This window comes from Raineyella sp. W15-4, from assembly GCF_033170155.1.
Lineage (GTDB): Bacteria > Actinomycetota > Actinomycetes > Propionibacteriales > Propionibacteriaceae > Raineyella.
The window spans coordinates 3,099,606-3,115,396 of sequence record NZ_CP137079.1 but is presented as its reverse complement, the minus strand read 5'-3'; the positions used below and the strand labels follow the sequence as shown (position 1 = coordinate 3,115,396).

At 70.4% G+C, this 15,791-nt stretch carries 13 protein-coding genes; 10 read left to right on the top strand and 3 right to left on the bottom strand.

From position 1 onward, the window contains the following. The first annotated feature begins 42 nt into the window (after positions 1 to 42). From R0145_RS14515 to purB, 9 genes are all read left to right on the top strand, one after another. Positions 43 to 732 (top strand): hypothetical protein, encoded by a 690-nt coding sequence (locus R0145_RS14515; protein WP_317837577.1) that lies wholly within the window; start codon positions 43 to 45, stop codon positions 730 to 732. A 194-nt stretch (positions 733 to 926) separates the two neighbouring features. Next, positions 927 to 1,946: a class II fructose-bisphosphate aldolase gene (gene fbaA, locus R0145_RS14510; protein ID WP_317837576.1), complete on the top strand. Its 1,020-nt coding sequence runs from the start codon at positions 927 to 929 to the stop codon at positions 1,944 to 1,946. Positions 1,947 to 2,182: 236 nt separating this feature from the next. Then, the gene (locus R0145_RS18490; protein ID WP_411742056.1) at positions 2,183 to 2,815 is read left to right on the top strand and encodes a DUF3151 domain-containing protein; all 633 of its coding nucleotides are present in this window, start codon (positions 2,183 to 2,185) and stop codon (positions 2,813 to 2,815) included. A 244-nt stretch (positions 2,816 to 3,059) separates the two neighbouring features. Beyond that, positions 3,060 to 4,358: an adenylosuccinate synthase gene (locus R0145_RS14500; RefSeq protein WP_317837575.1), complete on the top strand. Its 1,299-nt coding sequence runs from the start codon at positions 3,060 to 3,062 to the stop codon at positions 4,356 to 4,358. Positions 4,359 to 4,425: 67 nt separating this feature from the next. Further along, on the top strand, positions 4,426 to 5,250 hold the full coding sequence (locus R0145_RS14495; RefSeq protein WP_317837574.1) for a nucleoside phosphorylase: 825 nt from the start codon (positions 4,426 to 4,428) through the stop codon (positions 5,248 to 5,250). 237 nt (positions 5,251 to 5,487) lie between these two features. Continuing rightward, positions 5,488 to 6,183: a DedA family protein gene (locus tag R0145_RS14490; protein ID WP_317837573.1), complete on the top strand. Its 696-nt coding sequence runs from the start codon at positions 5,488 to 5,490 to the stop codon at positions 6,181 to 6,183. Positions 6,184 to 6,328: 145 nt separating this feature from the next. After that, entirely contained in the window at positions 6,329 to 7,279 is a 951-nt protein-coding gene (locus R0145_RS14485) for a type IV toxin-antitoxin system AbiEi family antitoxin domain-containing protein (protein WP_317837572.1), read from the top strand. A gap of 162 nt (positions 7,280 to 7,441) precedes the next feature. After that, positions 7,442 to 8,698 (top strand): phosphoribosylamine--glycine ligase, encoded by a 1,257-nt coding sequence (purD, locus tag R0145_RS14480; protein ID WP_317840259.1) that lies wholly within the window; start codon positions 7,442 to 7,444, stop codon positions 8,696 to 8,698. A gap of 105 nt (positions 8,699 to 8,803) precedes the next feature. Then, positions 8,804 to 10,237 carry an adenylosuccinate lyase gene (gene purB, locus R0145_RS14475; protein WP_317837571.1) on the top strand — a complete coding sequence of 478 codons (1,434 nt, stop codon included), beginning with the start codon at positions 8,804 to 8,806 and terminating at the stop codon, positions 10,235 to 10,237. Between the two features lie 102 nt (positions 10,238 to 10,339). Here the strand turns inward: purB and efeB are convergent, their stop codons facing one another. The 3 genes from efeB to efeU are packed head-to-tail and all read right to left on the bottom strand — an operon-like array spanning position 10,340 to position 14,539. After that, positions 10,340 to 11,683 carry an iron uptake transporter deferrochelatase/peroxidase subunit gene (efeB, locus tag R0145_RS14470; protein WP_317837570.1) on the bottom strand — a complete coding sequence of 448 codons (1,344 nt, stop codon included), beginning with the start codon at positions 11,681 to 11,683 and terminating at the stop codon, positions 10,340 to 10,342. Continuing rightward, the gene (efeO, locus tag R0145_RS14465; RefSeq protein ID WP_317837569.1) at positions 11,680 to 12,876 is read right to left on the bottom strand and encodes an iron uptake system protein EfeO; all 1,197 of its coding nucleotides are present in this window, start codon (positions 12,874 to 12,876) and stop codon (positions 11,680 to 11,682) included. The genes efeB and efeO overlap by 4 nt, the downstream gene beginning before the upstream one ends. Positions 12,877 to 12,895: 19 nt before the next feature. Beyond that, on the bottom strand, positions 12,896 to 14,539 hold the full coding sequence (efeU, locus tag R0145_RS14460) for an iron uptake transporter permease EfeU (RefSeq protein ID WP_317837568.1): 1,644 nt from the start codon (positions 14,537 to 14,539) through the stop codon (positions 12,896 to 12,898). A 236-nt stretch (positions 14,540 to 14,775) separates the two neighbouring features. Between efeU and R0145_RS14455 the strand changes: the two genes are divergently transcribed. Then, the gene (locus R0145_RS14455) at positions 14,776 to 15,645 is read left to right on the top strand and encodes a phosphoribosylaminoimidazolesuccinocarboxamide synthase (protein WP_411742055.1); all 870 of its coding nucleotides are present in this window, start codon (positions 14,776 to 14,778) and stop codon (positions 15,643 to 15,645) included. Positions 15,646 to 15,791 lie beyond the last annotated feature (146 nt).

The window sequence follows — 15,791 nt, the reverse complement described above, 5'->3', positions numbered from 1 at the left end:
GCTCCTGGGCCGCTGCTGGGCGGCGGCTGGCAGACTGGCCCCATGCGACCCGCACCGTCTGCGCCCCCCGAGAACCTGGGGGACTTCCTCCACGTCGCCTGGGACCCGCGGCCGGCCGAGGCGTGTCAGGACCTCGCCCGGCGCCGCTTCGTCGCGGCCGTGGGCGGGCTGGTCGTCACCCTCCTCGTCTGGGGCGGCTACTACGCCTGGACGCGGCGTGCCGGCGACTCCTGGCAGGGCACCGGCCAATGGGAGGTCACCGGCGTCGTGCTGGGGTTCTCGCTGGCCCTGGTGGTCGTCCGCCTGGTGATCTGGCGGCTGGCCGTACGTCACCGTCGCCGGGTGGGGGAGGGCGAGGTGCTGACCGCTTCGTGGCCGGGGATCCAGATCGCCGGCCGCTACTGGGACTGGGACCGGTTCGCCGCAGCGGGAGGCGCAGGCAGGGCCGCGACGGCGGCGGGAGGCGCCGGCAGGACGGCGACGGACGACGTGACGGCGCGCGAGGACGAGGTGTCGCTGCCCGAGTCGGCGGCCGCGCCCGCCGGTGAGGCCGTGGTGGCGACCGTCCGCGGGACCCGGGGTCGGGGCGACCGGTACGTCGTCGTCACCCCGGACGGCCCCTGGGAGTGTGAGGTCGACGATCTCGGCGTCACGCCGGCCGCCCTGGACCAGGCGTTGCGGCTGTACTCCCGGGGACGCTGCCGCGTCGACTTCTCCGGCATCGGCCACTGACCGCCGATCCTCACCTCACGAACCACCGGGGGTCCCCCCACCACGGAACGGGCACACATTAGGCTTGCCCTGTGAGCACAACCACCGTCGGTGCCGCCGATGGAGTCCGGAGACCGGACGGTGGGGAGCAGACGCCGGTGACCGGTCCGGGACCCCGAGGGCGACGGACGGCACGATGAGAGAGAAGAGAGCACATGCCCATCGCAACTCCTGAGGTCTATGCCGACATGCTGGATCGGGCCAAGGCGAACGGCTTCGCCTACCCGGCCATCAACGTCACGTCTTCGCAGACCCTGACCGCTGCGCTGCGCGGATTCGCCGAGGCCGAGTCCGACGGCATCGTCCAGATCTCCACCGGTGGTGCGGAGTACCTCTCCGGGTCCACCGTGAAGGACAAGGTCACCGGTGCGGTGGCCCTCGCCGAGTTCGCCCACGTCGTGGCCAAGAACTACCCGATCAACGTGGCTCTGCACACCGACCACTGCCAGAAGGACAAGCTCGACTCGTACGTCCGCCCGCTGATCGCCGTCTCCCAGGAGCGCGTCGACGCCGGCAAGGAGCCGCTCTTCCAGTCGCACATGTGGGACGGCTCGGCCGTGCCGCTGGCCGAGAACCTGGAGATCGCCCAGGAACTGCTCGCCAAGGCGGTCGCCGCCCGGATCGTCCTCGAGGTCGAGATCGGTGTCGTCGGTGGCGAGGAGGACGGTGTCGTCGGCGAGATCAACGAGAAGCTCTACACCACCCCGGAGGACGCCCTGGCGACCGTCGAAGCCCTCGGCCTCGGCGACAAGGGCCGCTATCTGACCGCGCTGACCTTCGGCAACGTGCACGGCGTCTACAAGCCGGGCAACGTGAAGCTGCGCCCGGAGATCCTCAAGGAGTGCCAGGACGCCATCCTGGCCAAGTACGGCAAGGAGAAGGGCCTCGACCTGGTCTTCCACGGCGGCTCCGGCTCCGCGCCGCAGGAGATCGCCGACGCGGTCTCGTACGGTGTGGTGAAGATGAACGTCGACACCGACACCCAGTACGCCTTCACCCGCCCGGTCGTGGAGCACATGTTCCGCAACTACGACGGCGTCCTGAAGATCGACGGCGAGGTCGGCAACAAGAAGCAGTACGACCCCCGTACCTGGGGCAAGGCGGCCGAGGCCGGCATGGCCGCTCGCGTCGTCGAGGCCTGCCAGAACCTCAACGCCGTCGGCACCCACAAGTGACCGTCGCCGCACGCTGAGGGGAGTCGGCACCCCCCAGGTGACGGCTGCCGGTGATGGAGCGACCCGCCGGCGGGCGTACTTGCACAACGGACGCCACGGGGTCCCGGGCCATCGGTCCGGGACCCCGTGGGCTGTCCGGGGGCGCCCCTCTGCCGGCGGTCTTCCATCCCTGGCCCCGAAGGCGAAGCGCGCCGCGGAGGATCCCCCGCGGAGTCGATAATGGTTAGGCTAATGACATGAGCGAGACCCACCACAACCTGCTGGCCGATGAGGCTCCGGTGACGCGCCTGCCGGAGGACCCGGCAGTCGTCGAACTCGCGGACCACGGTCGGGAGCGGTTCCTTGACATCGTGTGCGCGTACCCGCAGTCCAGCCTGTGCTGGGCGCTGCTCGCGGAGGGTTCGCTCAACATGGGTTCCCGGGAGGGCGACGTGGCGGCGTACGCGTACGCCCGGACCGGCTATCACCGCGGCTTGGACCAGCTGCGCCGCAACGGCTGGAAGGGCTTCGGCGCCGTGCCCTGGGAGCACACGCCGAACCGTGGCTTCCTCAAGGCGCTGTGGGCGCTCGCCGTGGCCGCGCACCGGATCGGCGAGGACGACGAGTACGAGCGCTGTGCCCAGTTCCTGCGCGACTCCTCGCAGACCGGCTACGACGCCCTCACCGCCGAACGCCCGGTCGCCCGCGGCACCGGGAACGAGGGCGTCGGTGACGGCACCGACGAGCAGATGGACGAGGTGGTCGAGGAGGCCGGCGAGCGCCAGACCGCCTCGCCGATGTCGGGCCCGTCCCGCGATGACCGCGAGGCCCGTGCCGCGGCCGAGGACGAGCCCTCCGACCGGGTGCTGGACAGCCCGTACGCGGGCTGATCGGTCCGTACTGCCGGCTGTTGGTGGCCAGCTGCGGTCGGTTTGCCGGCTGGTCGACCCGCTGTCACAGACCGACGGCTCGTCCGTCCCGTGTCCTGCCGGACCAGTGTCGGCACCGCTCGGTAGAGTGAGCTGGTCGGTCCGGCGAACGTGGGCCGTCCCGGGGATGACGCGGTCGCGTGCCCCGGTCGAAGAGACCTGCGCTCGCCGCGGGGACGTCGCGTGTGGGGAGAGGTGGCACTTCGTGGCCGGAATCATCGTGATCGGCACCCAGTGGGGTGACGAGGGGAAGGGCAAGGCGACCGACCAGCTCGGCGACTCCGTCGACTACGTCGTCCGCTACTCCGGCGGCAACAACGCCGGCCACACCGTGGTGGTGAACGGTGAATCCTTCGCCATGCACCTGCTGCCGTCGGGCATCCTCAACGAGAACGCCGTTCCCTGCATCGCCAACGGCGTCGTGGTCGACCTGGCCGTCCTCTTCCAGGAGATCGACGATCTGGCCGACCGCGGGGTCAACACCGACCGACTGCTCATCTCGCCGAACGCACACCTGATCACCCCCTACCACCAGACGATGGACAAGGTGACCGAGCGGTTCCTCGGCAAGCGGAAGATCGGCACCACCGGCCGCGGCATCGGCCCGGCGTACGCAGACAAGGTCAACCGGCTGGGCCTGCGGGTCCAGGACCTCTTCGACGCGTCGATCCTGCACCAGAAGGTCGAGGCCGCGCTGGACCAGAAGAACCAGTTGCTGGTCAAGATGTACAACCGCCGGCAGATCGACCCGACCCAGATCGCCGACGGTCTGCTGGCGTACGCCGAGCGGGTCCGGCCGCACGTGGCCGACGTCGCCCGGGTGCTCAACACCGCGCTCGATCAGGGCAAGACCGTGCTGTTCGAGGGCGCCCAGGCGCACCACCTGGACGTGGACCACGGCACCTACCCGTACGTCACCTCCTCCAACCCGACCGCCGGCGGCGCGCTGACCGGCTCCGGGGTCGGCCCGACGAGGATCGAGCGGGTGATCGGCATCGCCAAGGCCTACACCACCCGGGTGGGGGAGGGGCCGTTCCCGACCGAGCTGTTCGACCAGGACGGCGACAAGCTGCGCGAGATCGGCCACGAGTACGGCGTCACCACCGGGCGGAAGCGGCGCACCGGCTGGTTCGACGCGCTCGTCGTCGAGGCGGCCGCCACCTACAACGGCGCGACCGACCTCTTCCTCACCAAGCTCGACGTGCTCTCCGGTTGGGACAAGATCCCGGTCTGCGTGGCGTACGACATCAACGGTGAGCGGGTTGAGACCCTGCCGGCGAACCAGACCGACTTCCACCACGCCAGGCCGGTCTACGAGTTCCTCGACGGCTGGAGCGAGGACATCAGTGAGTGTCGTGCGTTCGAGGAGCTGCCGGTCAACGCCCAGCGCTACGTCCATCGCCTCGAGGAGCTGTGTCGCTGCCGGATCTCCGGCATCGGTGTCGGCCCCGGCCGCGAGCAGGTCGTGATGGTCCACGACCTGGTCGGCGCGGTGGGCGCCTGAGCGGCGCGACACACGTGACGCCCCGAGGGTGCCGAAGGACCGACGGGCACCGAAGGAGGAGACCCCGATGACGGATCCTGCCGCCACGCCCGAGCCACCGTTCCCGCTGGACTCGTCCGCAGACCTTGCCGCGGACCTGGAACAGGAGGGCTTCCTCGAACCTTCGGCGCTCTACCCCCGCGCCGACGTGCCGGCCACCGTCGTGCTGGCCTTCCTGCCGCAGACCGTCAGCGAGATCGGTGCCCGGGAGGGCTCCCGGCTGAGCCGGACGATCAGCGACGTCCTCGAGCCGCGCCCGCTCTACGAGCGGGACCACCGGGGCGTACGGGTCGGCTGGTGCTACCCGTCGATGGGTGCCCCGCACACCGCGATGGTGATGGAGGAACTCATCGCCATGGGCGCCCGGCGCTTCGTTGCGGTGGGATCGGCCGGGGTGCTGCGCTCCGAACTGGTGATGGGGCACCCGTTCGTCGTCACCAGCGCGCTGCGCGACGAAGGGACCAGCGCCCAGTACCTGCTCCCGTCGCCGGTGGTCGAGGCCGACCCGGTCGGCGTCCGGGCCTGCCGGGAGGCCCTGGTCGAGGCCGGGGTGGGCTTCTCCGCGGGACGTACCTGGACCACCGACGCCATCTACCGCGAGACCCGTGGCCGGGTGCAGCGGCGGATGGGCCAGGGCTGCGCCGTGGTCGAGATGGAGGCTGCTGCGATGATGGCGGTGGCGCGCTACCGCGAGGTGTGTCTCGGCCAGATCCTCTTCGGTGCCGACTCGTTGGCCGGGGAGGCCTGGGACTCCCGTGCCTGGCCCACCGCGGCCGCCGTCCACGAGGCGATGTTCTGGTGGGCGATGGACGCGGCCGTACGGCTGGCCGAACTGGACAGTGGGCTCCGCTGACCTGCGGTCCGGCGGGCACGGACCCTGCTGACCCGAGCCCGTCGGGGGACGGCCGCCGACGCGATGGGCTCGGGTCGACCTGAGGCGCCCGCGGCGACAGCCACCGAACTCCTTCCTGTGAGAACCGTGAGAATTTCTACTCTTGGCCTGTGGATCTGCTGAGAATCTCGGCGAAAATGTGCCGGTTGAGCCCCTCGGTTCAGAGAGCGCACAGACGGATGCCGCACGATGAGAGGCATGGATTTGGTGACACTCGTTCCGCAGGCGATTCCTGGACTGCACTTCCTCAGCAACCCTGGCGACCTGCTTCAGCAACTCGGACCGTGGGCACTGTTCGGTGTTGCGCTGATGGTGTTCATCGAATCCGGCCTGCTCTTTCCCTTCCTCCCCGGCGACTCCCTGCTCTTCACCGCGGCGCTGCTGCACGGACCGGACAAGCTGAACATCAACATCTGGGTGCTGATCCTGGTCGCCTTCGTCTGTGCCTTCCTGGGTGACCAGGTGGGGTACTTCCTCGGCAGCCGGTTCGGCCGCCGCCTGTTCAAGGACGATGCTCGGGTGCTGAAGACCGAGCATCTGAACCGCGCCGAGGATTTCTTCCACAAGTACGGTGGCCGTTCGCTGGTGCTGGCCCGGTTCGTCCCGGTCGTCCGGACGTACGTTCCGCTGGTCGCCGGCATGGTTCGTCACCCGTACCGCCACTTCATCGGCTGGAACGCCCTGGGCGGGTTCCTGTGGGTCGGCATCATGTCGGCCGCCGGCTACTTCCTGGGCGGCGTCCCGCTGGTCGCGAACCACGTCGACCTGATCGCCATCATCATCGTCGTCGTCTCGCTGCTCCCGATGGGCATCGAGATCCTGCGGTCCACGCGCTCGAAGGGCTCCGCCCCTCAGCGCGCCGCGGCCCCGTCCGCCGAGCACGAGAACGTCTGATCTCCACTCCTTGATCGGTGGGTGACTACGCCCCCGGATCAAGAACTGGGCCGGCCCCCGGATCAAGAACTGGGCTGGCTGGGTGTTATCCACAGACCCGGTCGAGTGTGGCCGCCCCGGAGGGCGAGCGCTCCACACTCGGGACGTGAGACCGATCTTCGTCCTCCCCGCTGATGTCCGGTACCGCCTCGAGCGCCAGGGCGGGGTGATCACCCGTGCACAGGCGCTCCGGTGCGGCGTCACCCCGGACGACCTGCGCTCCCTGCTCGACCATGGCAGCTGGCATCGCCTCGACCAGGGGATCTACTGCACGGGCGCCGAACCGACCTGGCGGCAGTGGATCCGGGCCGGTGTGCTGTGGGCGGGGGTGCCGTGCGCCATCGGTGGTGAGGCGGCGGCCTACCGCTATGGCCTCACCGGTACGGAGCCGCCCGTCATCGATCTGTGGGTTCCCGTTGCGTCGTCACATCGTGAGGCTCGGATGCGATGGCGATTGCGCTGTGACGGCCATGGCCGTCTGGCGAGGGCATCAGGTCGGCCGGCCTACACCGATGTCGCTGATACGGTGCTCGATGTCGCCGGCTTCTCTGACACGGACCGTACGTTGAGCGTGGCGACCCGGGCACTGGCGACCCGACGGACCTCGGAGAGTCTTCTGCGGGCCGCGATCGAGCGCCGCTCCCGGGTCCGGCATCGGCGCCTGTTGACGTACCTGACCTCGCAGCGCAGAGGGTATGAGAGCCCGCTGGAGTACCACAACGACATCGACGTCCTGGCCGCGCACGACCTGCCCCGCGGGCGCCGCCAGGTGCGGACCGGGCAATGGATGCGCGTCGACTGCCTGATCGAGGAATACCAACTGGTCCTCGAGCTGGACGGGCGTGCGGGGCACGAGGGGGAGGGCCGGTTCCGGGACATGCGGCGGGACAACGCGAATACTCTGTTGGGTTTCCGGACGATCAGACTCGGCTGGTCGGATGTCCTGCGCCGTCCGTGCCAGACGGCGGAGGTGGTGGCGCAGGTGCTCCGACAGCAAGGCTGGCCCGGGGAAATCAAGCGGTGCCCCAGGTGTCGGCGGCCGGCTCGGGTTCGTTGATCCGGGGGCCTGGTCGGGTTCGTTGATCCGGGGCGGACCGGGTCTCCGCCATTCCTCGATCCGGGGGCGACTATGCCCACCGATCAAGGAATGGCGGAGTGGCGGGTCGCCGTACGTCTCGAGTGGGTGGGCGTCGGGGCCGGTCGGTAGGCTGAGGGGGTGATGCAGCCGCAGTCAGTCCTGGTCATCGGCTCCGGTGGCCGCGAGCACGCCCTCGCCCTGGCCATCAGCCGTGACCCCGCCGTGTCGCGGGTCCATGTCGCCCCGGGCAATCCAGGCACGTCGGTGTTCGCCACCAACCACCCGGTCGACCAGACCGATCCGGCGGCGGTCGCGGCCCTCGCCACCTCGCTGGGGGTGGAGCTGGTGGTCGTCGGGCCGGAGGCGCCGCTCGTCGCCGGGGTCGCGGACGCCGTCCGGGCCGCCGGCATCCCCTGCTTCGGCCCCTCGAAAGCGGCCGCCCGGCTGGAGGGCTCCAAGGCCTTCGCCAAGGAGGTGATGGCGGCCGCGCACGTCCCGACCGCCGCCGCCCGGGTGTGTACGACGCCGGCGGAGGCCGCCGCAGCGCTGGACGAGTTCGGCGCCCCGTACGTCGTGAAGGACGACGGGCTGGCCGCCGGCAAGGGCGTCGTGGTGACCTCCGACCGGGCCGCGGCCCTGGCGCACGCCGCGGCCTGCCAGCGGGTCGTCATCGAGGAATACCTGGACGGGCCCGAGGTGAGCCTGTTCGCCATCTGCGACGGCACCACCGTGCTGCCGTTCGACCCGGCCCAGGACTTCAAGCGGGTCGGCGACGATAACCGCGGTCCCAACACCGGCGGCATGGGCGCGTACACCCCGCTGCCCTGGGCCCCGGCCGACCTCACGCAGCAGGTCGTCGACGTCGTCATCCAGCCGACCATTGACGAGATGGCCCGCCGGGGCACCCCGTTCGTCGGCCTGCTCTACGCCGGGCTGGCACTCACCTCGAAGGGCCTGCGGGTCGTCGAGTTCAACGTACGGTTCGGCGATCCGGAGACCCAGCCGCTGCTGGCCCGGCTCACCTCGCCGCTCGGCCAGGTGCTGTACGCCGCGGCCACCGGGGCGCTCGACCCGGAGGTGCCGCTGGAGTTCGGGTCCGGCTTCGCGGTGGGCGTGGTGCTTGCCGCGGACGGCTACCCGGCAGCCCCCCGCAAGGGCGATGTGATCATCGGGGTGACCCACGACACCACCGGTGTCATCCAGGCCGGCACCGCCCTCGACGCGCGGGGTCGGCTGGTGTCGGCCGGTGGGCGGGTGCTCACCGTCGTCGGCACCGGAGACTCCCTCGCCGAGGCCCGGGTCCGCGCCTACCACCGGCTGGAGGACATCCACCTGCCCGGCGGTTTCTTCCGTACCGACATCGCGCTGCGGGCGGCCCGCGGTGAGGTCTCGTTCTGAGCTCCGGCCCGCACCCGCCCCGCGGCCTGATCCCCGTACCCGCCCCGCGGCCTGATCCCCACCACTTGATTCCGGCACTTGATCCCCGCCGCCGAAAGGACCACCGTGACCGTCCCCAACGTCCTGGCCACCCGCTACGCCAGCGAGCAGATGCGCCGCATCTGGTCGCCGGAGAACAAGATCATCGCCGAGCGTCGGCTGTGGATCACCGTCCTGGAGGCCCAGCGCGATCTCGGGGTGGACTTCGGCGGTGACGACCCGGACACCGTGATCGAGGCCTACCGGACGGTCGCCAACGTGGTCGACCTCGACTCGATCAACGCCCGCGAGAAGGTCACCCGGCACGACGTCAAGGCGCGGATCGAAGAGTTCTGCGCGCTGGCCGGCTACGAGCACATCCACAAGGGGATGACCTCGCGCGACCTGACCGAGAACGTCGAGCAGTGGCAGACCCGCGAGGCGCTGCAGGTGATCCGTGACAGGATCGTCGCCGCGCTCGCCCAGCTCGGCCGGCTCGCCGTCCAGTACGCCGACCAGCCGATCGCCGGGCGCTCGCACAACGTCGCCGCCCAGATCACCACCCTCGGCAAGCGATTCGCCACCGGCGCCGACGAACTGCTGGTGGCGTACGAGCGGATCGGCGAGGTGCTGGCACACTTCCCGCTGCGGGGCATGAAGGGGCCGGTCGGCACCAGCCAGGACATGCTCGACCTGCTCGACGGGGACCAGAACAAGCTGGACGAGCTCGAGCGCCGCCTCGCCGACGGGCTCGGCTTCAGCACCGTGCTCACCTCGACCGGCCAGGTCTACCCGCGGTCGCTGGACTTCGACGTCGTCTCGGCGCTGGTCCAGGTGGCCGCCGGGCCATCCGATGTGGCCACCGCGATCCGACTGATGGCCGGCAACGAGCTGGTCACCGAGGGGTTCAAGCCCGGCCAGGTCGGGTCCTCGGCGATGCCGCACAAGATGAACACCCGCTCCTGCGAACGGGTCAACGGCATGTCGGTGATCCTCAAGGGCTACCTGACGATGATCGCCGACGTCGCCGGCACCCAGTGGAACGAGGGTGACGTGTCCTGCTCGGTGGTCCGCCGGGTGGTGCTGCCGGACGCGTTCTACTGCCTCGACGGGCTGTTCGAGACGTTCCTCACGGTGCTGCACGACTTCGGCGCCTTCCCGGCCGTGATCGAGGCCGAACTGCAGCGCTACCTGCCGTTCCTCACCACCACCAAGGTGCTGATGGCCGCGGTCCGCAAGGGCATCGGCCGCGAGCACGCGCACGAGGCGATCAAGGAGAACGCCGTCGCCGTGGCGCTCGAGATGCGCGAGACCGGCCGCAAGGACAACGACCTGTTCGACCGGCTCGCGGCCGATGTGCGGCTGGGCCTGTCCCGCGAGGAACTCGCCGGCCTGGTCACCGACCCGCTGGACCTGACCGGTACCGCCCGCCACCAGGTCGCCCGGATCACTGACCGGATCCAGACGATCGTCGACGCCCACCCCGATGCTGCGGCGTACCTGCCGGGGGCGGTGCTCTGAGCAGTCCCGCCCCCGGCGGGGAAACCTCCCCGAGGCCGGTCCGATCGGCCGCCGCCCGGGATCAGCCGACGGATCAGCCGACCCGGAATCAATCGCCCCGGATCAACCGAACAGCGTCTCGGCCAGGTAGTGGCCCTCGGCGGGCGCCGGCGGGACTGCGAAGACGGCCGAGCCGATGTGCCGGATGTACTCGTTGAGCCGGTCGGATGCTCCCAGCCGGTTCTGCAGCCGGACGAAGTGCTCGGGGTGGTTGACGTAGCAGATGAACAACAACCCGGCATCGAGTCGGCCCTCGGCGTCCAGCCCGTCGGTGTAGTTGTACGGCCGGCGCAGGATCAGCGTCCCGTCGTTGTTCTCGTGGGCCGCCAGCGCGATGTGTGAGGTGGCCGGGATGAGCGGATCGCCGTTCGTACCGCTGGCCGCGAAGTCAGGGGTGTCGAACTCGTGCTGCCCCGACAGGGGTGCCCCCTCCCGCTTGTCCCGCCCGAAGACACTCTGCTGGTCGCCGATCCGGTCGGTGTCCCAGGTCTCCAGGAGCATCCGGATCTTCCGTACCACCTGGTAGCTGCCGCCCTCCATCCACGGCTGGTCCGCGCCGCGGATCCACACCCACTGGTCGTACTGTTCCGGCGTCGAGACGTTGCGGGTGCCGTCCTTGAAGCCCATCAGGTTGCGCGGTGTGTCCTGCCCCGGGCCGGCCGAGGCGCGGCCGAAGCCGAGCACCGTCCAGGACGGGGTGACGGTGCTGCGCCCGATTCGGGCCAGGTTCCGCACCGCGTGATAGCACACCTGCGGGTCGTCGGCGCAGGCCTGCACGCTCAGGTCCCCACCGGTGAGCCGCGGGTCGAGCGTGTCCCCGTTGAGCGCGGGCAATGCGGCGAACTCCGCCGGCTTGAACCGCGCCAGCCCGTACCGATCCCCGAAGAGCCCGGGCCCGAGTCCCACCGTGACGGTGAGATTCGCCGGACTCAGTCCGTACGCCTCGCCGGTGTCCTTGGGAGGCTGGACCGGGGAGTCGGGCTGCACCGTGCCGACCGGATCACCCCGCTGCAGCACCGCGATCGCGGCCGACCATCGGGCCAGCAGCACCTGCAGGTCCCGCGTCGTCGCCGATTCGGCCATCGAGAAGGCGGTGAACATGCTGTAGCGCTGCGGCGCGGTGGCGATACCCCCTTGGTGCGGCTGGCCGTAGAACGGCTGACTGCTGCCGAGATCGATGGTGTCGGGCCGGTCCCGGGTGGCCAGCGCCCACCCGGCCGCGCCACCGCCGGCCCCGCCGAGGATCGCCCCGCCGAGACCGCCCCACAGCGCCCCCGCGATCATTCCCCGGCGCGACACCCCGGGCGCGGCGCCGGAGGGGGCGACGGGCGTCCCCTCCGGCATCTCCGGCGTACGGTCGGGCGGGGTGCGCGGTTCCTGTGGTCCGTCCACGCCCTCGGTGGTCAACTCGCGGTCACCACCTTCTCCGCGATGGAGGCCAGCGAGTCGTGCAACGGCTGGATCACCGCGGTGAGCTTGCCGGCGTCACTGGCGCGCAATTGCGGCGTGTACGTCTGGTAACCGCCCGGTGCGGAGGTGTCCCGGTAGCCGTCCAGGGTGTCGAGCACGGTCTGGAACTGCTGGTCGATGGTGGTCACCAGGGCCGGGTCGATCTTCTCCAGGCCCGGCCGTAGGGCGGCGTAGGCCTGTTGGGCACCCTCGACGTTGCCGGCGAAGTCGACCAGGTCGAGGTGGCTGAACTGCTCCTCCTCGCCGGTGATCTTGGTGTTCTGGACCTCTTCGAGCAGGTCCGCGGCGCCGTTGGCGAGGTCCTCGGGCCGGTATTCGAGGGTGCCGACGACCTTGACCAGCTGGTCGATGTTCGCCACCAGGTCGGTGCTGTACTTCTTCGTCTGGTCGGTGATCTTGCCGTCCTGCCACAGGTCACGCTCGATGGCGTGGAAGCCGGACCAGCCGACCTTCTCGTCGACCGGGGTCGACTCGCGCATGTCGATCAGGTAGTCGAGGTTGCCGGCGTTGTCCTCGGCGTCGTGGCCGGACAGTACGAAGCCCTCGACACTCGACTCGGCCCGCTCGTAGTAAGGACGGGCCTTCCCGTAGGCGGTCTTCGCGGCGTCGACGTCGCCGGCCTGGACGGCCTTGTCGAGGTCGGCGGTCGCCTGCTGGAGCAGATTGATCTCATCGACGACGTACGTGGCGTAGTCCTTGGCGCCCGCGGCGAGGATGGTCTGCACCGACCCGCTGGGTGCCGGGGCGGCCGCGCCGGTGACGGTGAAGTCGAGATGCTCGGTGCCGGCTCCGGGGCAGTACAGCTGGTAGGAGCCGCCGTCGAGGGTGACGGTGAAGGAGACCGGTGCGAGGCCGGGGGCGAGGTTCTCCTTCTCGCCGAGGATCCGCTGGTCCTTGAGTAACTCGACCTCGGAGATCCCGGCCGCGCTCCGGTTGGTCACCGTGAAGGAGACCGGACCGGCCGGGACGGAGGTCGTGTCCAAGGCGCAGGTGTCCGTGCCGCCCTCGTTGGTCAGGGTGATCGCGACCGCGTTGACGCCCCCGGAGGAGGACGGGGTGGAACCGCCGGCGGTGCCGCCGGCACCGCAGCCGCTCAGCAGGAGGGTGCCGGCCAGGCCCAAGGCGGGCACCGCCGGCCAACGGGTGCGGCTAGGAGACCAGCCGCTCGTCTGAGGGGGAAGGTGCTTCATGGTGCTGCAGTGTCCTTTCGTCCGGTGATGAGGTGTTGTCCGATGAGGTGGTGTCTTGGGCGGAGGTGGTGCTGCGCCGGCGGGCGTCCCTGACCAGGTAGCCGGCGGTGCCGGCCGCGGCGAGGAGCAGGACGACGGGCACCCAGGCCCGCCAGAGCATGCGTTCGGCGGCGTCACTCGCCGCGGCGGCGACCGTGTCGGCGGCGGCTGCGGTCTCCTCGGCGGAGACCGCCCAGTCGGAGTCGAGGCCGCCGAGGCTGATCGTCTTGGCGCCGGCCAGGCCGCCGCCAGTGAGCGTGGCGACCCGGGTGCTGGACGCCTCCGCGCCGACCAGTGCGTCGCCGGAGGCGAGCACGGTCCAGACCGTGCTGGCGCTCCACCGCGCGCTGAACGGGCCGGGGGTGCGTTCAGCGGTCAGGCCGACCGGCAGCCGGCCGCCGGTGAGCGCGGCGAGCTCGCCCAGGCTCACCTGGGTCGCGGTGATCCCGGGATCGGCGGGTTGTTTGGTCTGCCAGACGTCGAGCGGGACCTCGTCGACACTCCGCTGCCCGGCGGGCCGGAGGGGAACGGTCCGGGTGGTGCCGGCGGAATCGACCGTGAGGGTACGGGTACCACCGTCGTCGGGGCCGAGGGTGACGTGCACCGGTGCGCCCGAGGCGTCGCGCAGGGTCCGGTCGGCGGCCGGCAGGGGCGCCCCGTGGGCGGGGATGAGGGTGGCCATCCCGGCCGCGACGACGACCAGCCCGGCGCTGAGCCCGGTCAGGATCCGGCGGCGGACCCGCGGGGCCGGGGTGAGCCGGGCCGGCCACAGGAAGAGCATGAGGACCGGGACGACGTACATCACCCAGCCGAGCACCTCGATCAGCCGGGGATCCTGCTGGATCCCGAACATGCCGGTCAGCAGCGCGCCGAGGACCGAGGTGGACGGCATCCACGAGGACAGGTCGGCCACCCGCTGCTGGCCGATCACCACCCAGCCGGCTTCGTGCGCGGTGCGCAGCGTACTCATCACCAGCCCGGCGGCGACGAGGATGAGGAAGACCCCGGTGATCCGGAAGAACCGGGACAGGTTGAGCCGGACCCCGCCGACGTAGATCGCCACCCCGATCCCGATCGCGACCAGGATGCCGACGACCGCGCCTCCCAGCGCCAGGATCCAGCTGCCGGAGGTGGCCTGGATGGCGGCGAGCAGGAAGACCGCTGTCTCGAAGCCCTCCTTGAGCACGGCGAGGAAGGCCATCCCGGCCAGTGCCAGCGGACTGCCGGTGTCGAGCGCCTGTTGCGCCTCGCTTTCCAGCTCGCCCTTGAGATGGGAGGCGTTGTGGTTCATCCACATGATCATGGTGGTGACGAACACCACCGCGACCACACCGATGATGGTCTCCAGCATCTCCTGCTGGGCCTGCGGCAGGGCAGCGCTGAACAGGTCGAGTCCGACCCCGACGCCGACGCTGATCGCCACCGCGAGTCCGACCCCGGCGACCATCGGCCGCAGCGAGTGGCCGTTGCGCTTGAGGAAGGCGGCCACGATGCCGACGATCAGGGTGGCCTCCAGGCCCTCGCGCAGACCGATGAGGAAGGTGCCGAGGAAGATACCTTGCATCCCGCGTCCCACGCTTTCTTGGAGTCCTGTGATCCGTGGGCGCGGTGGTACCTTCGCCATCGACGGGTCGTAACGCAGGTAAGGCTAACCTTAGTAGCTGGTCGTGTCTGCCGCCGTTCCGGATGGCGGTATCCACCGCCTGCGATGGCTGGAGCGGAGCGGTCTCCGGGCGGCGGGACGGGGTGGTGGGCCGGAAGGCCCCGGCGAGGAGGCATTCCCGGTGGCAGGATGAGCCCGTGAGCCAATACGCCGAACTCGGTCTGCCCCTCATTCATGCCGGCAAGGTCCGCGAGCTCTACGCCCTGCCCGAGGCCGATCGGCTGCTGATGGTCGCCACCGACAACATCTCGGCCTTCGATTGGGTGCTGCCGTCCACCATCCCGGACAAGGGCGCCATCCTCACCCAGCTGTCACTGTGGTGGTTCGACCGGCTGCGCGACATCGTCCCCAACCACGTCATCTCCACCGACGTGCCCGCGGCGGTCGCCCGGCGCGGGCTGGTCGTCGAGAAGCTCGAGATGATCCCGGTCGAGTGCGTCGCCCGCGGCTACCTCACCGGCTCCGGCTGGGCCGAGTACCAGCAGTCACGGACGGTCTGCGGGATCGGCCTGCCCGAGGGGCTTGTCGACGGGTCCCGGCTCGCCGAGCCGATCTTCACCCCGGCCACCAAGGCGGCACTGGGCGAGCACGACGAGAATGTCGACTTCGAGACCATGGTCGGCACCGTCGGGCGGGAGACCGGCGAGGCGATCCGCGACCTCACGCTGCGGATCTACCGCACCGCCGAGGAGGTCGCCCGCGACCGCGGGATCATCCTGGCCGACACCAAGTTCGAGTTCGGCGTCCGCCCGGACGGGACGATCGTGCTGGCCGACGAGGTGCTCACTCCTGATTCCTCGCGTTTCTGGGATGCCGCCAGTTGGCAGCCGGGTGGCCGGCTCGACTCGTACGACAAGCAGTACGTTCGCAACTGGCTGCTGCACGATTCCGGCTGGGACCGGAATTCCGGCCAGGCGCCGCCGGAACTGCCGGCCGCGGTGATCGAGCAGACCCGTGAGCGCTACGTCCGGGCGTACGAACAGCTGACCGGGCTGCGGTTCGCCTGATCCTCGGTCTGAGCCCGTTCGGGCCGGCACCCGGACCCGGGCGGATCCCCGCCAGCTCAGCACCGCGCAGGGCAAGGCGTTGCTCGCCGATCGGCCCCGTGCCGTGCCCGCCGCCGGCCGGTCCGCTGCAGGGGGTGCGGGCGACA

Coding starts and splice junctions, on each gene's coding strand:
- R0145_RS14515 (WP_317837577.1), top strand. CDS start 43: ATGCGACCCGCACCGTCTGCGCCCCCCGAGAACCTGGGGGACTTCCTC.
- fbaA (WP_317837576.1), top strand. CDS start 927: ATGCCCATCGCAACTCCTGAGGTCTATGCCGACATGCTGGATCGGGCC.
- purD (WP_317840259.1), top strand. CDS start 7,442: ATGCAGCCGCAGTCAGTCCTGGTCATCGGCTCCGGTGGCCGCGAGCAC.
- R0145_RS14490 (WP_317837573.1), top strand. CDS start 5,488: ATGGATTTGGTGACACTCGTTCCGCAGGCGATTCCTGGACTGCACTTC.
- efeU (WP_317837568.1), bottom strand. CDS start 14,539: ATGCAAGGTATCTTCCTCGGCACCTTCCTCATCGGTCTGCGCGAGGGC.
- R0145_RS14495 (WP_317837574.1), top strand. CDS start 4,426: ATGACGGATCCTGCCGCCACGCCCGAGCCACCGTTCCCGCTGGACTCG.
- R0145_RS18490 (WP_411742056.1), top strand. CDS start 2,183: ATGAGCGAGACCCACCACAACCTGCTGGCCGATGAGGCTCCGGTGACG.